Origin of the sequence: Janthinobacterium sp. (assembly GCF_031995485.1) — a bacterium.
Lineage (GTDB): Bacteria > Pseudomonadota > Gammaproteobacteria > Burkholderiales > Burkholderiaceae_D > Janthinobacterium.
Genome location: NZ_DAMAGB010000070.1, coordinates 1 through 21,555, shown reverse-complemented (window position 1 = coordinate 21,555; position 21,555 = coordinate 1). Strand labels below are relative to the sequence as shown.

Genomic DNA, 21,555 nt, shown 5'->3' with positions numbered 1-21,555 from the left:
CGACCTGCTGCAGGTAGGCGCTACCGGCTACGCGCAGGCTGCTGCGCGGCAACGGTGCCATGCAGTTGGCCGGGTCGAACTCGAAGGCGCGGTGGCCGCGTCCGCTGTTGATGGTCTGGTACAGCAGGTCGAGCTGGGGCGCGATAAAAGTCCAGTCGTCAAGCGCCTTTTGCAGGGTCGGCGCGATGCCGTCGGCCAGATGCGCCGTCTTCAGGTCGCGCGAGACAACCGCCAGCTGCCCGTCGCGGGTGCCGTCCTTCAATGTTGCTAATTTCATAACTTCTCAGATGATGGATTCGGCTTTGCAGCTTGTTAAACCCCGCAGCAAATCCGGGGTCGGCCCCTCAGGGTCCGCCCCCCGGCACTTCGCATGCGGGGTGAATCAGGCCAGCAAGGCGATCTGTTCCGGCGTCAGGTAGCACCACTCGCCTTCGGCGATGCCCAGCGACTCCAGCGTCAGGCTGCCGATGGCGGAACGGTGCAGGGCCGTGCAATGGTTGCCGGCGGCGGCCAGCATACGCTTGACCTGGTGGTACTTGCCTTGCTCCAGCACGATTTCCAGCTGGTGCTCGCCGCGCTTGACGCAGACCAGCGCCGCCAGCGGCGCCGGCTCGTCATGCAGCTGCACGCCGGCCAGCAGCAGGGCCACCAGTTCATCGGTGACGGGCTCCTGCGTGGTGGCCTGGTAAATCTTCGGCACATGCCGCTTCGGCGACGATTGTGCATGGATAAACGGGCCATCGTCGGACATCAGCAGCATGCCGGTCGTATCGTGGTCGAGCCGCCCGACCGGCTGCACTTCGCGCCAGGTGAACTGTTCCGGCAACAGGGTCAACACGCCAGGGTGATGGCTGGGCTTGCGCGAGCATTCGAAGTTGGCCGGCTTGAACAAGGCCAGATACAGATGCTGGCGGTACACCCATTCTTCTTCGAACACGTGCAGCACCAGGCCATCGGTCTCGACGGTGGTGCGGTAATTGGTCTGGGTGACGCCATCGATAACGACATCGCCATCGTCGATAAGGGAACGGCAATACTTGCGGGTACCAAAACCCTGCGATTGCAGGATGCGGTCTAGGGATAATTTACTCATGGGCGTGACTTTAACAGATGCGGCAGGCAGCGTGAAGATGCACGGCCGATACCGCTCATGCACAGATATGCCAGACCGCAAGGACTGTTTTTCCTCACAGTAGCTGTTTCTTTTGAGATATGTCAAGCATCAAGAATGTTGCATTGATAGACTGAAACATCATTAGGAATCGGCCTAATGAGCGTTAGGAATTAAGGCAGGCTGAAAGGAATAGCAGATGAAACAACATACCTCCATTACCTTGCAATACAACATAGACCAGATGCGCAGCCGTATCGCCAGCGAACAGGCCGCCATGCACAAGGTGCAACTGGGCGTGGCGCGCTGGCGCGGCGAATTGAGCAGCAACCACAATGACAGGGAACTCGCGCCGCCCATGGCGGCCAGCCAGCGCGCGTGGCACGCTGCCGCGCAATGCCATTTCCTGTGCTGGCTGGCCGACGGCGGTTTTGCCCAAGCGCTGGAGGAATCCGGGGTTGCCGAACCCCTTGTTCTGGCCACGCAGCCTGTCACCAGCCATCAGCCGGCCGCCAGGCCAGCGGATACGCCAGCCTTGCCTGATACCTGCCATAACTGTCCAGCCTGAACGGTGCCGCCAGCCATGCTCCACATTCTTGCTGCGGGCCAGCCAGATAATCGGCCAACCAATCGGCCAACGGCAGCACAAAAGGAAACGGCGGCATTGCGCCGCCGCTCCCAAGTCCCTTCGGGACTTTAGTGAGGAATATAAATTCACTCAAAACCGCATCGTCGATGCAGCAAGTAGTTCAAAGACATACAGATCAAGTTCGTACTGACAACATAGTTGATGTATATCACCCTCCCTTGAGAAGAACTACGCTTTCAATATAGACCATACAGCAAGATTTTCAAGGCAAAATCGCAGTACGTTGAAATTGATTCTCATGCATCGGAGCATGAACGCGGTACTTAACGCAGTGATGGCTGGGCCTGCTTTACGGCCGCCTTCATGGCGCCGGCGCCCATGGCCGCGCCGAATTTCTTCAGCACCCGCTCCGGCAAGCCTTCATGCTGCGTGTAATCGACGATGTCTTCGGCCTTGACGATATCGCGCGCCACGCTGTCGACCGTACCGAAATCGTCGGCCAGGCCCATCTCGACGGCGCGCGCGCCGGTCCAGAACAGGCCCGAGAACGTTTCCGGCGTTTCCTTCAGGCGCTTGCCGCGTCCCGCGCGCACCACGGCGATGAATTGCTGGTGGATTTCATTGAGCATGCCCTGTGCATGCGCCTTGTGCTTCTCGCTCAGCGGACTGAACGGATCCATGAAACCCTTGTTCTCGCCGGCCGTCAGCAGGCGGCGCTCGACGCCGACTTTTTCCATCGTGCCCGTAAAGCCGAAGCCATCCATCAGCACGCCGATCGAGCCCACCACGCTGGCCTTGTTGACATAGATGCGGTCGGCGGCGGCGGCGATGTAATAGCCGCCCGAGGCGCACATTTCATCGACCACCACATATAAAGGCTTGTCCGGATACCCTTTGCGCAGGCGCAGCATCTCGTCGACAATCATGCCGGCCTGTACCGGACTGCCGCCAGGGCTGTTGATGTGCAGCACCACCGCCACCGAACCGCTGTCGGAAAACGCCTTGTCCAGCGCCGGAATCACCACCGCGGCCGAACCGGCGCCTTCGGCGTCGATTTCGCCGCTGATATCGATCAGCGCCGTATGGCGGCCCAGGGTTTCGGTATCGCCCATATTGTTATAGTCATAAAACACCCACAGCGCGAACAGCACGATCAGCAGGCCAAATACCTTGAAGAAGATGCTCCAGCGGCGATGCGCGCGTTGCTCTTGCAATGTTGCAAACACCAGCTTTTCCAGCACCGCGCGTTCCCACTGGCTGTTGCCGGGAATTGCAGGCCCCGCTGCTGCTGGTTTGTCGTTCAGGTTATCGCTCATGATTCACTTTACTTGGAAGACCGCGCCTGGCCCTATGCCTCGCGCGGCGTGACGTACTCGTCGCTCTGCCAGTACAACTGCCCGTCGCGTTCGCTGACCGCGATCGGGCGCAGCCGGCCGCCCTTGCACGGGCCGCCCGCGCACAGCCCGCTGTCCGGCACATAGATGGCGCCATGCGTCGAACACATCAGATACAAGCCGCTCGACTCGAAGAACTCGCCTTCGGCCCAGTCGAGTTCGATCGGCACGTGGGCGCAGCGGTTCAGGTAGCCGTAGGGCTTGCCGTCGTAGCGCACCACAAAGCCGGTGGTCGCCTCGCCGCCAGCCAAGACGGGAAAGCGCACGCCCTTGCCGCCCTCGGCCACGGCGTCGGCGGCGCAGATCAGGTTCTCTTGCACGTTCGCCATCACGCGTGCTCGCTCAGCCATTCGTGCAGCTGCGCCACATTGGCTGCCGAATAAATGGATTGACATTCCCGCAACTGCGATGCCGGATGGGCGCCATACTCGACGGCAATGCCGGCCGCGCCGGCGTTACTTGCCATCAGCAAGTCGTGGCTGGTGTCGCCGATCATCACGGTACGGCGCATGTCCTGGCCCAGCTCGCGCGTCAGTTCCTGCAGCATGGCAGGATGGGGCTTGGAAAATGTTTCATCGGCGCAGCGCGTGGCGTCAAACAGCGACAGCAGCTTGACGGCATTGAGCGCACGGTTCAGGCCGACGCGGCTCTTGCCGGTGGCGACCGCCAGGAAATAGCCGTTCTGCGACAGGTCCAGCAACATCTCCTGCACCCCGTCGAACAGCACCAGTTCATGGTCGCGCGACAGGTAATGATGGCGATAGCGCTCGACCATGCGTGCCTGGTAGCGCGGCTCGACATCGGGCATTACCAGCTGCATGGCTTCCTGCAGGCCCAGCCCGATCACGTGCGAGGCCAGCAGGTCGTTCGGCACCGGCAAGCCCAGGTCCCTGGCCGCCGCCTGGATGCAGCGGACGATGGCCGAGGTGCTGTCCATCAGGGTACCGTCCCAATCGAAGACGATCAGATCAAATTGCTTTCTTGCCATGTTTCCCGACGATCCAGCCGCCGGCTCCTTGAATGGTGAAGGTTGACCGCTGACTACCTTGTGAGTAGTCCCGCGATGCTTGACGGTGCTTAACGGGCAGCAACAGCCAATGGTTTGCCCAAGCTTACCAAGAAACGCTCGCACTCGGCGGCCAGCGGCGCATTCAGGGTCATCGTCTTGCCCGTTTCCGGGTGCACGAAGGTGATCTGGTGCGCGTGCAGGAACATGCGCTTCAGGGCGCCGCGTGTGGCATCGGCTTTCAGCAGGGCGCGGTTGAGGGCAAAATCGCCGTATTTGTCGTCGCCGGCGATGGCAAAGCCCGACGAAGACAGATGAACGCGGATCTGGTGGGTGCGGCCGGTTTTCAGCTCCGCTTCCAGCAAGGCGAAATTGTGATATTTATGCAACAGTGTGAATACCGTGTGCGAGGCCAGGCCGTCGGCCTGCACCGCCACCCGGCGTTCGCCTTCGGCGGTCGTATACTTGTGCAGCGGCAGCTTGATATGCTGGCGCGCGTTCTTCCAGTCGCCCGCCACCAGCACCAGATAGCGCTTGTCGGTCACGCCGTCGCGCATCTGTTCGTGCAGGTTGGTCAGCGCCGAACGCTTTTTCGCCAGCAACAGCAAGCCGGACGTGTCGCGGTCGAGCCGGTGCACCAGTTCCAGGAACTTGGCGTCCGGGCGCGAAGCGCGCAGCTGTTCGATCACGCCGAACGACACGCCCGAGCCGCCATGCACGGCCACGCCGGCCGGCTTGTCGATGACCAGCATCTGCGCGTCTTCGAAGATGATCTTGAATTCGGCGGCCGGCGCGCCGGTCGGCGCCTTTTCGGCCACGCGCACCGGTGGAATACGCACCACATCGCCTTCGGCCAGCCGGTACAGCTGGTCGATACGGCCTTTGTTGACCCGCACTTCTCCCGACCGCAGGATACGGTAGATATGGCTTTTAGGCACTCCCTTGCACACTCTTAACAAGTAGTTATCGATGCGCTGGCCTGCCTCTTCTTCAGCGATGGTAACGAATTGGGCTTGCGGCTGAACCGGGGGTGTTGAAGGGGGAACAACATCATTTTGACTCTTCATTTACTATGTCTTCCCAGAAATCTCTCTAAGTCCTTCATTTTGAATATATAATTGTTTTGCTGCGGCCCTGGCTGCTGCTGGTGTAAGAATAAAAGCACATTTTACACAGGGGCGTCTCCACCGGCCTCGCCAAATTGCAAATTCGGTGGAAAAAAACGTATACGCACCACCCTCGCGACTATCAAGGTTGCACCGTAGTTGTAATCGGATAAACGCGGGGATGCTGAAGAGAGTGATCTGGATTAAAAGGATAAGTACCCGTTAGCGCGACTTATCGAGTCGGGCTCGCGGGTTGATGATGTTGATAACGCTTGCCGTTTTCGCCAAACCCCGTATGAAGCCACACTATTGAGGGTTGTCGATGAATAAGGCTGAGGCCAAGCCTCGCCATCGCGATTCCAGTAGGTGAGCCGGCTTACGCTTTGGCTCTGAATTTGCTGACCGCCTGCCTTCTCTGCCCCCGCCATCCGGGCTGCATCAGATGAGTACAGGTGTCATGTCACTCGGCATGTCGATCGACCTCACCGCGCCTGTTGCGGCCGTAACGTATATGCGTTGTTGCTCCGCACAATTAGGCATTCCCCCCGCCATCACTCCCGTTCTCGCGTATATCCCTGTACTTTCGCCGCTTCCCAGGAAGCGGCTTTGAGATGGCCTACGGGTCGCGGAGTTATAAAAATGAAACGCATGTTGTTTAATGCCACGCAGCAAGAAGAACTGCGCGTAGCGATTGTCGACGGACAAAAACTGATCGACATCGATATCGAGACAGCCGGGCGCGAACAGCGCAAATCCAACATCTACAAGGGCGTGATCACGCGCATCGAGCCTTCGCTCGAAGCGTGCTTCGTCAGCTATGGCGAAGACCGCCACGGCTTCCTGCCCTTCAAGGAAGTTGCCCGCACGTATTTCCGCGAAGGCGTCGATGTGCGTAACGCCTCCGTCAAGGAAGCGCTGCGCGAAGGCCAGGAAATCATGGTCCAGGTCGAAAAGGAAGAGCGCGGCAACAAGGGCGCCGCCCTGACCTCGTTCGTCTCGCTGGCCGGCCGCTACCTGGTGCTGATGCCGAACAACCCGCGTGGCGGTGGCGTATCGCGCCGCGTGGAAGGCGAAGAGCGCCAGGAATTGCGCGAAACCATGGATAAACTGGACCTGCCTGCCGGCATGTCCGTGATTGCCCGCACCGCCGGCATCGGCCGCAACGTCGATGAGCTGCAGTGGGACTTGAATTACCTGATGCAACTGTGGCGCGCCATCGAAGGCGCCGGCAAGTCGGCCAACGGCGCCTTCCTGATCTACCAGGAATCGTCGCTGGTGATCCGCGCGATCCGCGACTACTTCCAGCCCGATATCGGCGAGATCCTGATCGATACCGACGAGATCTACGACCAGGCCCACCAGTTCATGAGCCACGTGATGCCCGACATGGTGCACCGTGTAAAGCGCTACAGCGACGACGTGCCGCTGTTCTCGCGCTTCCAGATCGAACACCAGATCGAAACGGCCTACAGCCGCACCGTGCCGCTGCCATCGGGCGGCGCCATCGTGATCGACCACACCGAAGCGCTGGTCTCGGTCGACGTCAACTCGGCGCGCGCCACGCGCGGCTCGGACATCGAAACGACCGCCTTCAACACCAACTGCGAAGCGGCCGAAGAAGTGGCGCGCCAGCTGCGTCTGCGCGACCTGGGCGGCCTGATCGTGATCGACTTCATCGACATGGAAGTGGCCAAGAACCAGCGTGAAGTGGAACAGCGCCTGAAAGACGCGCTGCACCATGACCGTGCCCGCGTCCAGATGGGCAAGATTTCGCGCTTCGGCCTGATGGAGCTGTCGCGCCAGCGCCTGCGCCCGTCGCTGTCGGAAGGCTCGCACGTGACCTGCCCGCGCTGCTCGGGCACGGGACACATCCGCGATACCGAATCGTCCGCCCTGCAGGTGCTGCGCATCATCCAGGAAGAGGCGATGAAGGAAAACTCGGCCACCATCCACGTGCAGGTACCGGTGGACGTGGGCGCTTTCCTGCTGAACGAAAAGCGCGGCGAAGTACTGAAAATCGAGAACCGCCACCGCATCGCCGTGATCCTGATCCCGAACAAGCATCTGGAAACGCCGCACTACAAGCTCGAACGCATCAAGCACGACGATCCGCGTCTGGAAGACAGCCAGGCCAGCTACAACCTGGCCGAAAGCGCCGAAACCGACATGGCCTACAGCAAGCGCCAGAAGGAAGAAGCCAAGCCGCGCCAGGAAGCCGTCGTCAAGACGATCACCCCTGACCAGCCAGCACCGATGGTCGAGCGCAAGCCGGTCGAAGTCAAGCCGGCACCGGTGGTGGCGCCGCCCGCACCGCAAGGCTTCTGGGCCAAGGTCGTGAGCTTCTTCAATGGCCCGCAGGCACCGGTGGCGCCTGCCCCGGCACCTGTCGCGCCTGTAAAACCGGCAGCGACGCCGGACCGCGGCGACCGCAACAGCCGTGGCCCGCGTGGCCGTGGCCGCAACGGCAAACCGGGCCGCGACGAGCGCGAACCGGGCCAGGGCCGTCCGGCCCAGGACGATGCCGCCAAGGAAGCCGAAGCACTGGAAAAAGCCGTGCGTCCGCCACGCCCTCCGCGTCCGCCACGCGAGCCGCGTGAAGGCGACCTGACGGCGCCAGCGCCACGCGAACGCGCCGAACGGGGCGAGCGTCCCGAGCGCGCGGAACGTCCGGAACGTGCAGAACGTCCTGAGCGTGCCGAGCGTCCGCCACGCCAGCCGCGTGAAGCGCGCGAACCGCGCGGCGACAAGCCGGCCGGTTCCGAACTGAAAGCCGAGTTCAAGGCCGAAGAACTGGCCGCCGTGGGTGCTACCGCCACGCCGGTCAATGTGATCGTGGCCTCGAACGGTCCTGCCGCCGAAACGCCAGCGCCAACCAGCCTGGTCAAGACTGCGGCGAATGCCGGCCCTGAAGGCGAAGAAGAAACCGAAGGCGAAGGCGAAGAACCGCGCCGCCGCCGCCGCCGTGGTGGCCGCAACCGCAATCGCCGCGACCGTGAAACAGGCGAGCTGATCGAATCGGCAAACGGCGAGAACGACGGCCAGGACGCACCAGCCGTCAGCTTCACGGTTGCGCCGGCCGACGAAGCAGCAGCGCCTGCGCTGGCCATCGTCACCACCGCCGCGCTGGTGGAAGTGACCGCCACGCCGGTGCCGCAAGCCGATGCCGTGATCGTCGATGTGGTCGAAGTGGCCAAGGTGGTGGAAGTAACGGAAGTGGCGGCAGTTGTCGAGACCGCTCCTGAAGCTGCTGCGGAAGCTGTGCCAGAAGTTGCCCCAGCTGCTACAGAAGTTGCTCCAGCCGCAGTCGGCGAAGAGCCAGCACCAGCGCCAGCCGAAGTCATCGTGCCGGAAGCGCCAGCCGAAGCCGTAGTTGCCGCAGCGCAAGCTGTGCCAGCCGACGCGGAACCTGCGCCAGCGGCCGAGTACAGCTTTGCCGAAAAAGCGGTGGAAGCGCCGGCAGCGCCGGCCCCGGCGGAAGTGGTTGCCGAAGCACCTGCTGAAGTTGCTGCCGAGCCGGCTCCTGCAGCCGAACCGGCACCAGTTGCCGCGCCAGTTGCCGAAGCAGCTCCGGCCGTGGTCGAACCTGTTGCCGCAGCACCAGCGGAAGTTGCCGAAGTTGCTGCTGCTCCGGTGCCGGCGCCTGCGCCAGTTGCCGCCGCACCAGCAGCCGCGCCACTGGACCTGGACGCCGTGCTCGGTTCGGCCGGCCTGACCCTGGCTGCCACCGATCCGGAAAAACTGCGCCTGGCGCAGGAAGCGGCGGCCAAGGCCGTGCCGCCGGTACGCAAGCCGCGCGAACGCAAGCCATTGCCGCCGCAATCGGATGAACCGCTGGTGCAAGTCAATACCCAGCGTCCATAAGATGTCGTTGCAATAATGAAAGGGAAGCTTCGGCTTCCCTTTTTTTGTGCCCGCACGCCACAAAATGGCCATCCGCCTGTGGCATTTTCGCCGGCGTGCTATCGTTCTGCCTTGAACGCTTTCTACTGCCCGCCATCCCCTTATGCTTGACAAGATCATCTACCTGGCCAATGCCCGCAATGGCGCCGTGGCCGTCCCGCAGCGGCTGGAACAGCCCAGCGGCAGCGTGGCCGACCGCCTGGGCCGGCCGCTGCACGACCTGCGCATCTCGATTACCGACCGCTGCAATTTCCGTTGTGTGTATTGCATGCCGAAAGATGTTTTTGACAAGGATCATGTCTACCTGCCGCATACGGCGCTGCTGTCGTTCGAGGAAATCACGCGCCTGGCGCGCCTGTTCGTCGAGCACGGCGTGGAAAAGATCCGCCTCACCGGTGGCGAACCGCTGCTGCGCAAGCATATCGAACGGCTGGTGGGCATGCTGGCCGCACTGCGCACGCCTTCGGGCAAGCCGCTGGACCTGACCCTGACCACCAACGGTTCACTGCTGGCAAAGAAAGCGCAATCGCTGAAGGATGCGGGGCTGAACCGCGTCACCGTGTCGCTCGACTCGCTCGACGACGCCACCTTCAGGCGCATGAACGATGTCGATTTTGCCGTCGCCGACGTGCTGCACGGCATCGACGTGGCGCACCAGGTGGGCCTCGGTCCCATCAAGGTCAACATGGTGGTCAAGGCCGGCATGAACGAGCAGGAAATCGTGCCGATGGCGCGCCACTTCAAGGGCACGCCGTATATCCTGCGTTTTATCGAATACATGGACGTGGGCGCTTCGAACGGCTGGGACTTGCGCGAAGTGATTCCGTCGGCCGAGGTAGCGCGCCGCATCGGCGCACACATGCCGGTGCAACCCATCGATCCGAACTACACGGGCGAGACGGCGGCGCGCTGGCGCTACCTCGATGGCGGCGGCGAGATTGGCCTGATTTCCAGCGTCACCCAGGCATTTTGCAGCGACTGCAGCCGCGCCCGGCTGTCGACCGAAGGCAAGTTATACACTTGCCTGTTTGCCAGCAGCGGCCACGATCTGCGCGCCTTGCTGCGCGACGGACGCAGCGACGCGGAAATTTCCAGCGCCGTGGCGCAGCTGTGGCGCGGGCGCGGCGACCGCTATTCCGAATTGCGCAGCAGCCAGACGGTACTGGGCGGCGCCGCACTTGAGCCAGGCAAAAAGAAAGTGGAAATGTCGTATATCGGCGGCTGATTGCTGCCTGTCCGGCCCCGCCGCTGCTACCATGGCGGCTGGCATCACCACTGCAAGCATTTCGCATGATCGACAAACACGATATTACCGGCCTGATCCTGGCCGGTGGCCAGGGCACGCGCATGGGCCAGCGCGACAAGGGCATGCTGCCGCTGTACGGCCAGCCGCTGGCGCAGCATGTGCTGCAGCGCCTGGCGCCGCAGGTCGGCCCGCTCGCCTTCAATGTCAACGACTATCACGACAGCTATGCCGTCTTCGGCCTGCCGGTCTGGCCCGACGAGCTGGCCGGCCATTGCGGTCCGCTGGCCGGCTTGCAGAGCGGCCTGCGCCGCGCCGTCACGCCGTATCTGCTGACGGCGCCATGCGATTCGCCGCTGCTGCCGCCGGACCTGGCGGCCCGCCTGGCGGCCGGCCTGCTGGCGCAGGATGCCGACCTGGCGATCGCCGTCACCGAAGAAACCGATCCCGCCACCGGCCAGCCGCAACGCCGGCGCCATCCGGTTTTCTGCCTGGTCAGGACCTCCGCCCTGCCGCAGCTCGACGCGTATCTGGCCAGCGGCGAGCGCCGCGTCAGCACATGGCATGGCAATCTGAAACTGGCTGAAGTGCTGTTCGAGGAGGCCGCTGCGTTTCGCAACATCAATACGCCAGAAGACCTGGCCGGCCTGGAAGCGGCCGGCATGCCGGTGCAGATGGCGCAAGCGCTACTGGCTGGCAGCGCCAGCCCCGTCATGGCAGTGGAAGAGTTGCCGCTGGCGCAGGCATTGGGGCGCATCCTGGCGTCCGACATCGTTTCGCCGATCAGCGTGCCCGCACATGACAATTCGGCCATGGATGGCTATGCGCTGCACGGTGCCGACCTGGCTGGTGGCGCGCACGTCACCCTGAGCGTGGTCGACACCATCCTGGCCGGGCGACCCGGCACGGTACCGGTCGGCGCCGGGCAATGCGCGCGCATCATGACGGGCGCCGTGATGCCGGCCGGCTGCGACAGCGTGGTGCCGCAGGAACTGGTGGCGCACCTCGGCGAGGACGCCATCACCTTGCGGCCGGACACCATCCGGCCTGGCGACAACCGCCGCTTCAAGGGAGAGGACCTGATGCAGGGCCAGCCGGCGCTACTGCAAGGCAAACTGCTGGGGCCCGCCGAACTGGGCCTGCTGGCGTCGCTCGGCATTGCCAGCGTGCCGGTGCGGCGCCGCCTGCGCGTGGCATTTTTTTCCACCGGCGACGAATTGCGCTCGCCGGGCGAACCGCTCGACGCGGGCAGCATCTACGACAGCAACCGCTATACCCTGCTGGGCATGCTGAGCCGCCTGGGCTGCGAACTGCTCGACATGGGCATGGTCAGGGACCAGCCCGATGCGCTGGAAGCGGCGCTGCGCGACGCCTGCGCCAGGGCCGACGTCATCATCACCTCGGGCGGCGTGTCGAGCGGCGCGGCCGACTACACGCGCGACATCCTGGCCCGCCTGGGCAAGGTAGCGTTCTGGCAGATCAACATGCGTCCGGGCCGGCCGATGGCGTTCGGCGAGATCCGGTCGGACGGCCATTCGGCCCTGCTGCTGGGACTGCCCGGCAACCCGGTGGCCGTGATGGCGACCTTTTATTTCCTGGCTCGCCCCACGCTGCTGCGCCTGATGGGCGCGCAGCCGCAGGAGCTGCCCATGCTGAGCGTGCCGGCGCAAGCGGCGATCCGCAAGAAGCCCGGACGCACCGAATACCAGCGCGGCATTCTCGAGCGCGATGCGCAAGGGTGCCAGCAGGTGCGCGTGACGGGTGCGCAAGGCTCCGGCATCCTGCGCTCGATGACGCAGGCCAACTGCATGATCGTGCTGCATGAAGGACAAGGCAATGTGGCGGCCGGCGACCCGGTCGACATCGTGCTGTTTCACGGCCTGACCTGATTCCACCTTCCTCCTTCTGTCCGTGCCATGGCGCCGGCTTGCCTGGCCGGGCCGGCGCCAGCTCGCCGCTTCCATCTATTTCCATCAGGCTACGCCACTGGTCGAGTATTCCGCATGAGCAAGCAGACATATCCACTGCTGGGTTCGCTCGCGCACATATGATGTAAATAATTACAACAGGTATTATCATTATTTTATTTATTCGTTGATATTGAAGTTTCTTTGGTGATAACATCGTTACTCACCTCAATAGTTCAATTTCGACATGATTTTCTACAAGAAACAAGCAGCACAACACATGACGTGGCCATACCGCGCCTGTATCCTGGGCGTGCTGTTCATGTTCAGTATTCTGTTGCTGGCGCCTCTGCCCGCCAGCGCCAAAGGTGCCATCCGCGGCGACCTCGATCATTGCAGCTGGAACCGGCCCGGCGCCGATCCCTACATGGGCGATGTGGTGGCCGCTGTCGACCGCTATACCGATATCGCGCCGCAGGTGCGTGAACAATTGAAGCAGCGCATGCGTGCACGCCAATATGACGAAATCGTGGTGATCAAGCGCGATGCCATCCGCGGCAAGCAGAACTACGACGCGCGCATCAGCGAGATGCATTTCGGCCAGGGCCGCGTCTGCCGCGATGTCACGCGGGCGGGCTGGACCGACCGGATGGAGGAGCGTGGCCTGGTCTACTGCGTGCAGGGCGAGTGCATCCTGGTGCCGACCGTGTGCCGCAATGTCAGCCGTATTACGCAAGTCTCCGCCGCAGCACCGCGAGCGGCAGGTGGCGGCGCCCCCGGTGCGGGCGCGTCTGGCCCTGCCGCAGCCCCTGCGGCCACGGCAGCGCCAGCTGGCGTGCCGATGATCGATAATCCTGATGCCTTGCGCGGCGGCTCGGCCACCGGCGGCACCATGCCCTCCTCCGACGCCAGCCCACCGTTCCTGTCCTACAACGGCTTGCAAGTGGCCAGCCGCAGTTCGCCACCCGCCACAGGTGGCGGCGGTGGCGGTGGCGGTGGCAACGGGATCTTGCCGGGCACGGATGGCTCCAGCTTTGTCATACAGCATCCGCTGGAACCGACGGTCATTTTGCCGTCGACGCCCACCAGCCCCACGGTACTGCCTGCCGTGCCGGAACCGCAAACCTGGGGCATGCTGCTGGCCGGTCTGGCCCTGATCGGCTGCAGCGTCTTGCGCCGCAGGAAACAGAGCTGACGCTAGGCGTCGGGCGAAGTAAGGTCCGCCTCGCCCAGCAGCAAGGCGGCGCTGTCCCCCGGTAACGCTTCCACCGATTTCAGCTTGCGCGCCATCTGCCGGCTGCGCACTTCGGCGCTTTCGATATTGCGGGCCGCCTTTTCCAGCGTCAGGCGCGTCTGCGACAGCACTTCGCCAAACTTGCCGAACTCGGTCTTCACGGCGCCCAGCACCTGCCATACTTCCGACGAGCGCTTTTCCAGCGCCAGCGTTCTGAACCCCATCTGCAAGCTGTTGAGCAAGGCGGTCAAGGTCGACGGACCGGCAATGCTGACCCGGTGCACGCGCTGCAAGTCGTCGGCCAGGCCCGGGCGGCGCATCACCTCGGCATACAGGCCCTCGGTCGGCAGGAACAGGATGGCAAAGTCGGTGGTCTTCGGCGGCAGCAGGTATTTGTCGGCGATGGTCTTGGCTTCGCCGCGCACGGCGCGCTCCAGTTCGCGCCCCGCCAGCGCCACGCCCTCGGCATCGGCCCGCTCGGCCGATTCGACCAGGCGTTCGTACTGCTCCTTGGGGAACTTCGCGTCGATCGGCATCCAGACCGGCGGTCCGCCATCGACCAGGCCCGGCAATTTCAAGGCAAACTCGACGCGCGCACCGCTGCCCGGCACGGTTTCGACGTTTTTCGCATACTGCTCGACGGTCAGCACCTGCTCCAGCAGCATTTCCAGCTGCACTTCGCCCCAGGTACCGCGTGTCTTGACGTTGGTTAGTACCCGCTTCAGGTCGCCCACGCCCAGCGCCAGCTGCTGCATTTCGCCCAGTCCCTGGTGCACTTTTTCCAGCCGTTCCGATACCTGCTGGAACGAGGCACTCAAACGCGTTTCCAGCGTGGCATGCAGTTTTTCATCGACCGTCTTGCGCATCTCTTCCAGGCGCGCGCCATTGTCGGCCTGCAGGTCGCGGATCTTGTTTTCCAGCGTGGCGCGCACTTCCAGCATGCGCTGGGCATTCGATTCGGTCAGCTGGGCCAGGCTCTGGCTGGTGCTGTCGGCAAAACGCGCCAGGCTTTGCGCCTGTTCTTCGCGGCCGACCTTGCCCTGCGCCTGGATTTGCGTGCGCAGGCTGTCGAGCTGCTGCAGCGTCGCTGCCTGGAACTGCGCCAGCCCGGCCGCCAGGTCCTGCCGGGTGGCCTGCGCCGAGGCCTGCAGCTGCAGCCGCACTTCGCGCTCGACCCGGTCGATGCGCTCCAGGCTCTGCGCCTGGTGCTGCTGCACCAGCGCCAGCGTGGTGGCGCCGTCACCCGCAGCGCCACGCGGACGCAGCAACAGCAAGATCAACAAGACAATGGCGACAGCGGCGGCGCCCAGCAGGCTGTAGAACTCGATGGTGTTCATGGGATCAGTCGGGCTTGTTGCGCATCCAGTCGGCCGTCTGATAGAACGATTCCATCAGCCGCACGCGCAGGGATTCTTCGATGCCGGTGTCTTCCATGGCCCAGGCCATGGCGCGCAGCCACTGGTCGCGCTCGCTGGTGCCGATCGCATACGGCAAATGGCGTGCGCGCAGGCGCGGGTGGCCGAATTTCTCGATATACAGATCCGGCCCGCCCATCCAGCCGGTCAGGAAGAAATACAGCTTGTCGCGCGAGCCCTCGGTCGAGCCTGGATGCATGGTGCGGATGCCGGCAAACTCGGGCTCGAGTTCCATCAGGTCATAAAAGCGGTCGACCATTTCACGCAGCACGGGGGCGCCGCCGATGGTCTGGTACAAGGTAGGGGCAGTGGTATCGGTCATGGCCGCCATGATAGCGCAAGCGGCCATCGCCTGTTGAGGCTAAACCAGCGCCAGCTTGCGCAGTCGGCGCGTGGACGACCAGTGTTCCAGGTCCACTTCAGCGCGGATGGCCGCGCAGCCATCGAGCACCTGGTCGACCGCCGCATCGTCGAGGCCGGCGTTCAGCGTCAGGCGCACCAGCGCGCGGTTTTTCGCGGTGGCCGGCGCGCAGAACATGGCGCCATAAATGCCATGCCGCTCCAGCGCCTGGCGCAAGGCCAGCGTGGCCGGTTCGCTGCCCGCTTCCAGTGCGATGATCTGCTCGCTGCCGTCGCTGACGTTGTAGCCCAGTTCGGTCAATCCCGCGCGCAGGCGCTGCGTGTGGCGGCGCAGCGTGGCGCGCCGGCCGTCGGCCTGCCGGATGAAATCGAGCGCCGCGTCGAACCACGCCAGTTCGTGCGCCAGGAGGCAGGAACTGAAGATGGCCGGCCGCGATTCGGACAGGAAATATCCCTTGAAGCGGCTGGAACAGCTGATAAAGCCGGCCCGCCCGGCAAAGGCCTTGGCCAGCGAGGCGGTGCGAAAATGCACGCGGTGCTCCAGCCCCCATTGCACCACCAGCCCGGCGCCGCCCGGGCCATGCGTGCCCAGCGAATGCGACTCGTCGACCACCACCACGCAGTCGTTCGCTTCGGCGATGTCGAGCAATTCCAGCAGCGGCGCCAGGCTGCCATTGGTGCTGTACAGCGCATCGACCACGATAATGCCGCGGCCATGCTTGTGGACCTGGCGCCGCAGGTGGGCCATATCGTTATGCACGAAAGCCACCGCCTGCGCCTGCGCCGACAGCACGCCCTCCCACAGCGAGGCATGGGCCTGCATGTCCAGGTACACCGGAATGCCGGGGCTGGCGATACATTGCAGCAGGCCCACATTGGCGGCCATGCCGGACTGCGCCAGGATGCCGTCTTCGGCGCCCATGAAACGGGCCAGCCGGCTTTCCAGCCGGTGCTGGGCGCTGCCTTCCTGCAAGTAGACGGCCGACATCAGCAGCTCGCCCGCACTGGCCTGCAGGCTGGCAATCTGCGCGCCCACCAGTGTCGGTTCGGCGGCGATATCGAGGTAATCGTTGCCCGCCAAAAAAATCGCGTCGCGCGGCGTCGGCTGCCAGGCATGCGGATGCTGGCCACCGAGCAGTTGTTCGATGCGGGTGATGTGATGCGCATCCATGCGCTGCGTGATGTAGTCGGGCAGGCAATGTTCGGCGCGTGCAAAGGAAGAGCTGAGGACGGAGGATGCGGTAGTCATGTTTTCCCCTAGGCAATTTTTATTATAAAATAAAACATTGACTGGTTAGCAAAACTTACCATTGATGTATATCAATTATCTGCCAGATCGCCCTCAACTTACATGGATTTGCGCCGATCATAATGTCTTGACAAGTAGCAAGGCGAAGTCATGGCGCAGCACTGGCAAGCAGGTTGGCAACAATGGCGGCGGCGTATGGTGACATCGCTGTTGCATGAACGTGCCTCGCCGAAACACCTGGCCGGCAGGGTGGCCCTGCTGGCAGCGGTGGGCATGGTCTGCATGCCGGTGTATTATTTGTTGTGGCAGTATTTTTTTCCACAAGCCTATGAAAACCTGAGCTTGCGCCTGACGGGCGCGGCCATCTGCGCCATCGGCCTGTTTGCGCGCCGCCTGCCCGAACGCTGGCTGTCGCTGTATCTGCTGTTTGCCCTCAGCTATATCCTGCCCTTCTTTTTTACCTTCATGTTTGTGATGAACCATGCCTCGTCGATCTGGAGCGAGTCGCTGCTGATCGGCCTGGTGGTGCTGTTCCATTTTGAAACGGGGCTGGCCTGCCGCGCCTACCTGATCGGAACGCTGGCCGCGTGCCTGGCGGTCGTGCTGGAAGGCGAAGGCGCTTTCCTGCTGCAGCGTGAAGTGCTGGAGCAACTGCCCGTGCACTGGTTCACCATCGCCGCCCTGTCGGTGGTGAAAGTGGGGCGCAAGGTGCTGGAACAGGAAAAGCTGGCCGGCATGGCAGCCGGGCTCGGCTCGGTCGCGCATGAATTGCGCACCCCGCTGGCCAGCGTGGAGGCCAATGTACGCGGCCTGCGCCGCCTGATGCCGCAGCAGCCGGGCGCGGATGGCGAAGAAAACCAGGCGGTGCAACAGGCGCTGGCACGCATCGTGTTCGAGGTGCGCCACATGCACCATATGATCGACCTGTTCCTGCTCAGCGCAAGCGCCGTCAACCGCAAGCTCGAACCGAACCAGACGCTGTCGATGCTGGAAATGGTCAATGCCGTGCTCAAGCGCTACCCGTTTGCCAGCGACGCGCAGCGCGCCGCCGTGAGCGTCGACGTGCGCAGCGATTTCCAGTTCGCCGGCCAGGACGAACTGTGCGTGGTGATCCTGCTCAACCTGCTGCGCAATGCGCTCAAGGCGGTGCAGCGGGCCGGCAAGGGCCGCGTGCGCATCATCATCGATGGCGCGCGCACCGTGCCGCGCCTGCTCGTCATCGATACCGGCTGCGGCATCGCCGCCAGCCGGCTGCCGCTGATCTTCGAGCGCTTCTATTCCTATCCGGTACACAACGGCAGCGGCATCGGCCTGGCGCTGTGCAGGCAGATCGTCGATGCCTGGCAGGCGCGCATCCGCTGCGTCTCGCGCGAGCATGCGTATGCCATCTTTATCGTCGAGTTTCCCCAGCCGGTACCAGCCCGCTTACGCTTACAACCGCCCTCTCTCGCAAGGTGACGCATGATGCTGCCCGTATATACCCATCCGACCCTGACGGTCCTGATCGACGACAGCGATTCGTTCCTGAAAAGCCTGGCGTTCCAGCTCGATCCGGCACTGGCGCGCAAGACCTTCCACGACACCAGCACGGCGCTGCGGTGGCTGCGGCACAGCAGCCCGCGCGGCGAAACGCCGCTGCACGTCAACTTCGACACGCAAAACCTGCCGCCGGACCAGTACAACGTGGCGCTCGACCTGGAACGCATCTGGCGCATCAGCAGCCAGGCGCAGCGCTTTGCCACGCCGTCGGTGCTGGTGATCGACTATTCGATGCCGCAGATGAACGGACTGGAATTTTGCCAGGCCGTGCGCGACCTGCCGTGCAAGAAGATTCTCTTTACCGGCGCTGCCGATGAAAAAGTGGCCGTGACGGCCTTCAACCGGGGCCTGATCGACCGCTACATCAAGAAGAGCGACGACGATGCGCTCGATATCCTCGAGCACGAGATCGTCGGCCTGCAGCGCGAATTTTTCCTGCAGCAGTCGGACACGGTGCGCGACCTGCTGCTGCTGCACGATTACCATTTCCTGCAGGACGAGGCGATGGCGGCGGTGGTGTCCGAACTGTGCCACCGCCACGGCTTTGTCGAACACTATATCTTCCCCAATCCCGGCGGCATCCTGTTCTTTACCCGCGACGGCCAGGCGCGGCTGATGATCATCGAAACCGAACACAGCCTGCACACACAGTACGAGATGGCACGCGACAGCGACGCGCCGGATTCCCTGCTGCGGGCCTTGCTGGAAAAACGCGTGATACCCTACTTCTCCGATGCGCACGGCGACGGCATGTATGCCCGCAGCATTGGCGAAAACTGGTTCCGCTACTGCGCCGCCCCCACCGTCTGCGTGGGCCGTGAAACATATTACTGGGCCCTGTTCGAGGTACCGGCACACCAGCTGGGCCAGCCGGTGGTGCCGTATGCGCAGTTCCTGCGGGCGCAGGCGCAGGAAAGCCTGGCTGCCTGAATGACTTGTTCAGGCTTCGCGCAAGGTTTGCAGCGGTGGATGTTTCAGCACGTTGCGCAGTCCCAGCCAGCCGCCGGCAATCGCGCACAGGGCGCCGGCCAGCAGGCCGAAGACCCACACGCCCGGCGCAAAGCTCCAGGCAAACTTGAACTGGTACGTCGCCAGCGCCCAGCCCATGGCGGCCGCGCCCGATGCCGCCAGCAAACCGGCCAGCGCGCCCACCAGCGAGAACTCGATCAGCTGCGCCTGCGCCAGCTGGCGCCGGGTGGCGCCCAGGGCACGCAGCAGGCCCGCCTCGCGCGTGCGCTCGTCCTGCGAGCCCATCAGCGCGGCGTACAGCACCAGCAGGCCCGACGCGAGCGTGAACGCGAACAGGAACTCGACCGCCGTCACCACCTGGTCGAGCACGGCCTGGATCTGTTTCAGGATGCCGCCCACGTCAACCACCGTCAGATTCGGATAATCGCGCGTCAGCGCGTTGCCCAGGTCGCCATGCGCGGCCGGCAGGTGGAATGCCGTGATCCAGGTCTGCGGCGTGTCCGCCATCGCTTCGGGGTTGATGATGACAAAGAAATTGACGCGCATCGAGCCCCATTCGAGCTTGCGCAAACTGGTCACGCGCGCTTCCACCGGCTGGCCGGCGATATCGAAGCGCATGCTGTCGCCCAGCTTCAGGTTCAAGGTTTTGGCGATGCCCTCTTCCACCGACGCTTCGGCCGGCGCACCGGGCTTGCCGCTGAACCACTGGCCGGCGACCAGCTGGTTTTGCTCTTGCATGCGCGCCATTGTCGACAGGTTGAATTCGCGGTCGGCCAGGCGCTTGGCGCGGTCGTCCTCGTACGTCTGTTCCGTGATCGTCTTGCCGTTCACCGCCACCAGGCGGCCCCGTATCATCGGATACAGCGGCGCGTTGACCACACCGGCCTGCGCCAGGCGAGCAGCGATCGCATCCTTTTGTTCCGGCAGGATATTGATAATGAAGCGGTTCGGCGCGTCCGCCGGCGTGGCGGCGCGCCAGGCCACCATCAGGTCGCCGCGCACCACCGTCAGCAGCAGCAGGGCCATCAGGCCCAGCGCCAGCGACACCACCTGGATCACGGTGGCGCCGGGCCGGCGCTGCAGGGATGTCACGGCAAAGCGCCAGCTTTGATGGTTGACCAGCCCGCGCAGGCTTTTCAGGGACTTGATGCCAAGCCAGCCGGCCAGGCCGAACAGCGCAAAGCCGCCGAGGAAACCGGCCGCCGTCAGCAGCGCCAGTTTCACGTCACCCGCTTGCCACAGCAGCAGCACCACAAAGGCCGCAATGCCCAGGCCGTAGGTGGCCAGCGCCAGCGCCTGCGGCGGCTCCTGTTCGCGGCGGATCACGCGGTTGTGCGGCACGTTGCGCAGCTGCAAAATCGGCGGCAGCGCAAACCCCAGCAGCAGCAGGATGCCGGTGGCCACGCCCTGCAGCGCCGGCAGCAGCGACACGGGCGGCAAGTCACTTTGCACCAGTTTGCCCAGCAATTCGAGCAACACCAGGTGGCCGCCGAAACCGACCGCCACGCCGATCACGCTGCCCACCAGCCCGACGATCAGAAATTCGATCACATACATGGCCGTGACCTGGTTTTGCGTCAGTCCCAGGCAGCGCAGCATGGCGCAAGCGTCCAGGTGGCGCAGCATGAAACGGCGCGCCGCCATCGCCACGGCCACCGCCGCCAGCATCGCCGACAGCAGGCCCACCAGAGAGAGGAAGCGGTCGGCGCGGTCCAGCGTCGATTGCATCTGCGGGTTGCCCGACTCGATCGATTCGACGCGCACGCCCTTGATGGCCTGCTTGCTGATCTGCTGTTCCACCCACGCCTGGTAGCCGGCAATCTCGGCAGCCTTGCTGGCCGGCGCCGACAGCAGCAGCCGGTACGACACGCGCGAACCGTTCTGCACCAGCGCGGTGGCGGCCAGGTCGCCCAAAGGCAGCATCACGCGCGGGGCAAAGTTCAGGAACGAGGCGCCACGGTCAGGCTCGCTGGCAATCAGCTGCGTGACGGTAAATTTCTTGTCGCCCAATCTCAAGGTGTCGCCCAGCTTGGCGTTCAAGGCGGACAATATTGCCGCGTCGACCCACAGCGTGCCGGGCGCCGGCACCTGATCCGTCGGTTTGCCGACGGCGTCCAGCGCGTCACTGGTAATGGTGGTGATTTTCAGCCTGCCGCGCTGCGGATAGCCGGCAGAGACGGCCTTGATGGAGGCCAGCTGCGACAGCGACTGCTCGCCCTCGCCCGCCTGCGCCATGCTGGGAAACGTGACCGTGTCGGCCAGGTTCAGGCCGCGCCGCTGGGCTTGCGCGCGCCAGGCGGCGCTGACGGGCTGGTCGGCACTGATGACGAGGTCGGCGCCGAGCAGCTGGTGCGCGTCGCGATTGAGGCCGGCGCGCAGGCGGTCGACAAAAAAGCCCACGGCCGACAGGGCGGCGACAGCCACGATCAGGGCGATCAGCAGGAAACGCAGTTGCCCGGCGCGCCAGTCGCGCCCGGTCATGTTGAGGGAGAGGCGGAGCATGGCGGCGGGTCTTTATGCGAAGTTAGTGTGG

At 63.8% G+C, this 21,555-nt stretch carries 16 protein-coding genes and 1 pseudogene; 7 read left to right on the top strand and 10 right to left on the bottom strand.

Annotated elements, in window-relative coordinates; genetic code table 11:
* Nucleotides 1–277: pseudogene (locus RTQ46_RS25930) on the bottom strand (fumarylacetoacetate hydrolase); the annotation flags it as partial.
* A gap of 105 nt (nt 278–382) precedes the next feature.
* Nucleotides 383–1,093: a 16S rRNA pseudouridine(516) synthase gene (locus RTQ46_RS25925; protein WP_312440482.1), complete on the bottom strand. Its 711-nt coding sequence runs from the start codon at nt 1,091–1,093 to the stop codon at nt 383–385.
* A gap of 217 nt (nt 1,094–1,310) precedes the next feature.
* Between RTQ46_RS25925 and RTQ46_RS25920 the strand changes: the two genes are divergently transcribed.
* Nucleotides 1,311–1,679: a hypothetical protein gene (locus RTQ46_RS25920; RefSeq protein WP_312440481.1), complete on the top strand. Its 369-nt coding sequence runs from the start codon at nt 1,311–1,313 to the stop codon at nt 1,677–1,679.
* 344 nt (nt 1,680–2,023) lie between these two features.
* On the opposite strand, the gene RTQ46_RS25915 is transcribed toward RTQ46_RS25920, so the two are convergent.
* The 4 genes from RTQ46_RS25915 to RTQ46_RS25900 all read right to left on the bottom strand — a co-directional run bounded on the left by RTQ46_RS25915 (nt 2,024) and on the right by RTQ46_RS25900 (nt 5,167).
* Nucleotides 2,024–3,016 (bottom strand): S49 family peptidase, encoded by a 993-nt coding sequence (locus RTQ46_RS25915; RefSeq protein ID WP_312440480.1) that lies wholly within the window; start codon nt 3,014–3,016, stop codon nt 2,024–2,026.
* Between the two features lie 32 nt (nt 3,017–3,048).
* Entirely contained in the window at nt 3,049–3,423 is a 375-nt protein-coding gene (locus tag RTQ46_RS25910) for a Rieske 2Fe-2S domain-containing protein (RefSeq protein ID WP_312440479.1), read from the bottom strand.
* The gene (locus RTQ46_RS25905) at nt 3,423–4,082 is read right to left on the bottom strand and encodes an HAD-IA family hydrolase (protein ID WP_312440478.1); all 660 of its coding nucleotides are present in this window, start codon (nt 4,080–4,082) and stop codon (nt 3,423–3,425) included. Before RTQ46_RS25905 ends, RTQ46_RS25910 begins: the two co-directional genes overlap by 1 nt.
* An 89-nt stretch (nt 4,083–4,171) precedes the next feature.
* Entirely contained in the window at nt 4,172–5,167 is a 996-nt protein-coding gene (locus RTQ46_RS25900) for an RluA family pseudouridine synthase (protein ID WP_312440477.1), read from the bottom strand.
* Nucleotides 5,168–5,845: 678 nt separating this feature from the next.
* Between RTQ46_RS25900 and RTQ46_RS25895 the strand changes: the two genes are divergently transcribed.
* The 4 genes from RTQ46_RS25895 to RTQ46_RS25880 all read left to right on the top strand — a co-directional run bounded on the left by RTQ46_RS25895 (nt 5,846) and on the right by RTQ46_RS25880 (nt 13,451).
* On the top strand, nt 5,846–9,067 hold the full coding sequence (locus RTQ46_RS25895) for an Rne/Rng family ribonuclease (protein WP_312440476.1): 3,222 nt from the start codon (nt 5,846–5,848) through the stop codon (nt 9,065–9,067).
* Between the two features lie 142 nt (nt 9,068–9,209).
* On the top strand, nt 9,210–10,331 hold the full coding sequence (gene moaA / locus RTQ46_RS25890) for a GTP 3',8-cyclase MoaA (RefSeq protein WP_312440475.1): 1,122 nt from the start codon (nt 9,210–9,212) through the stop codon (nt 10,329–10,331).
* A gap of 65 nt (nt 10,332–10,396) precedes the next feature.
* The gene (gene glp, locus RTQ46_RS25885) at nt 10,397–12,238 is read left to right on the top strand and encodes a gephyrin-like molybdotransferase Glp (RefSeq protein WP_312440474.1); all 1,842 of its coding nucleotides are present in this window, start codon (nt 10,397–10,399) and stop codon (nt 12,236–12,238) included.
* Between the two features lie 298 nt (nt 12,239–12,536).
* Nucleotides 12,537–13,451, top strand: coding sequence for an MHFG family PEP-CTERM protein (locus tag RTQ46_RS25880; RefSeq protein ID WP_312440473.1), 915 nt, complete (start codon nt 12,537–12,539; stop codon nt 13,449–13,451).
* 2 nt (nt 13,452–13,453) lie between these two features.
* Here RTQ46_RS25880 and rmuC read toward each other — a convergent pair whose 3' ends face one another.
* Genes rmuC through cqsA form a run of 3 tightly spaced genes read right to left on the bottom strand, consistent with a single transcriptional unit; the run spans nt 13,454 to nt 16,514 of the window.
* Nucleotides 13,454–14,827, bottom strand: coding sequence for a DNA recombination protein RmuC (gene rmuC / locus RTQ46_RS25875; protein ID WP_312440472.1), 1,374 nt, complete (start codon nt 14,825–14,827; stop codon nt 13,454–13,456).
* A 4-nt stretch (nt 14,828–14,831) separates the two neighbouring features.
* Nucleotides 14,832–15,227, bottom strand: coding sequence for a group II truncated hemoglobin (locus RTQ46_RS25870; protein WP_312440471.1), 396 nt, complete (start codon nt 15,225–15,227; stop codon nt 14,832–14,834).
* A 39-nt stretch (nt 15,228–15,266) separates the two neighbouring features.
* On the bottom strand, nt 15,267–16,514 hold the full coding sequence (gene cqsA, locus RTQ46_RS25865; protein ID WP_312440470.1) for an alpha-hydroxyketone-type quorum-sensing autoinducer synthase: 1,248 nt from the start codon (nt 16,512–16,514) through the stop codon (nt 15,267–15,269).
* 195 nt (nt 16,515–16,709) lie between these two features.
* Between cqsA and RTQ46_RS25860 the strand changes: the two genes are divergently transcribed.
* Both RTQ46_RS25860 and RTQ46_RS25855 read left to right on the top strand, forming a co-directional pair.
* Nucleotides 16,710–17,972: a HAMP domain-containing sensor histidine kinase gene (locus tag RTQ46_RS25860; protein WP_312440469.1), complete on the top strand. Its 1,263-nt coding sequence runs from the start codon at nt 16,710–16,712 to the stop codon at nt 17,970–17,972.
* A 3-nt stretch (nt 17,973–17,975) separates the two neighbouring features.
* Entirely contained in the window at nt 17,976–18,983 is a 1,008-nt protein-coding gene (locus tag RTQ46_RS25855; RefSeq protein WP_312440468.1) for a response regulator, read from the top strand.
* A gap of 9 nt (nt 18,984–18,992) precedes the next feature.
* Here the strand turns inward: RTQ46_RS25855 and RTQ46_RS25850 are convergent, their stop codons facing one another.
* Nucleotides 18,993–21,524 carry an FtsX-like permease family protein gene (locus tag RTQ46_RS25850; RefSeq protein WP_312440467.1) on the bottom strand — a complete coding sequence of 844 codons (2,532 nt, stop codon included), beginning with the start codon at nt 21,522–21,524 and terminating at the stop codon, nt 18,993–18,995.
* Nucleotides 21,525–21,555 lie beyond the last annotated feature (31 nt).

Coding starts and splice junctions, on each gene's coding strand:
- RTQ46_RS25925 (WP_312440482.1), bottom strand. CDS start 1,093: ATGAGTAAATTATCCCTAGACCGCATCCTGCAATCGCAGGGTTTTGGT.
- RTQ46_RS25920 (WP_312440481.1), top strand. CDS start 1,311: ATGAAACAACATACCTCCATTACCTTGCAATACAACATAGACCAGATG.
- RTQ46_RS25915 (WP_312440480.1), bottom strand. CDS start 3,016: ATGAGCGATAACCTGAACGACAAACCAGCAGCAGCGGGGCCTGCAATT.
- RTQ46_RS25910 (WP_312440479.1), bottom strand. CDS start 3,423: ATGGCGAACGTGCAAGAGAACCTGATCTGCGCCGCCGACGCCGTGGCC.
- RTQ46_RS25905 (WP_312440478.1), bottom strand. CDS start 4,082: ATGGCAAGAAAGCAATTTGATCTGATCGTCTTCGATTGGGACGGTACC.
- RTQ46_RS25900 (WP_312440477.1), bottom strand. CDS start 5,167: ATGAAGAGTCAAAATGATGTTGTTCCCCCTTCAACACCCCCGGTTCAG.
- RTQ46_RS25895 (WP_312440476.1), top strand. CDS start 5,846: ATGAAACGCATGTTGTTTAATGCCACGCAGCAAGAAGAACTGCGCGTA.
- moaA (WP_312440475.1), top strand. CDS start 9,210: ATGCTTGACAAGATCATCTACCTGGCCAATGCCCGCAATGGCGCCGTG.
- glp (WP_312440474.1), top strand. CDS start 10,397: ATGATCGACAAACACGATATTACCGGCCTGATCCTGGCCGGTGGCCAG.
- RTQ46_RS25880 (WP_312440473.1), top strand. CDS start 12,537: ATGACGTGGCCATACCGCGCCTGTATCCTGGGCGTGCTGTTCATGTTC.
- rmuC (WP_312440472.1), bottom strand. CDS start 14,827: ATGAACACCATCGAGTTCTACAGCCTGCTGGGCGCCGCCGCTGTCGCC.
- RTQ46_RS25870 (WP_312440471.1), bottom strand. CDS start 15,227: ATGACCGATACCACTGCCCCTACCTTGTACCAGACCATCGGCGGCGCC.
- cqsA (WP_312440470.1), bottom strand. CDS start 16,514: ATGACTACCGCATCCTCCGTCCTCAGCTCTTCCTTTGCACGCGCCGAA.
- RTQ46_RS25860 (WP_312440469.1), top strand. CDS start 16,710: ATGGTGACATCGCTGTTGCATGAACGTGCCTCGCCGAAACACCTGGCC.
- RTQ46_RS25855 (WP_312440468.1), top strand. CDS start 17,976: ATGATGCTGCCCGTATATACCCATCCGACCCTGACGGTCCTGATCGAC.
- RTQ46_RS25850 (WP_312440467.1), bottom strand. CDS start 21,524: ATGCTCCGCCTCTCCCTCAACATGACCGGGCGCGACTGGCGCGCCGGG.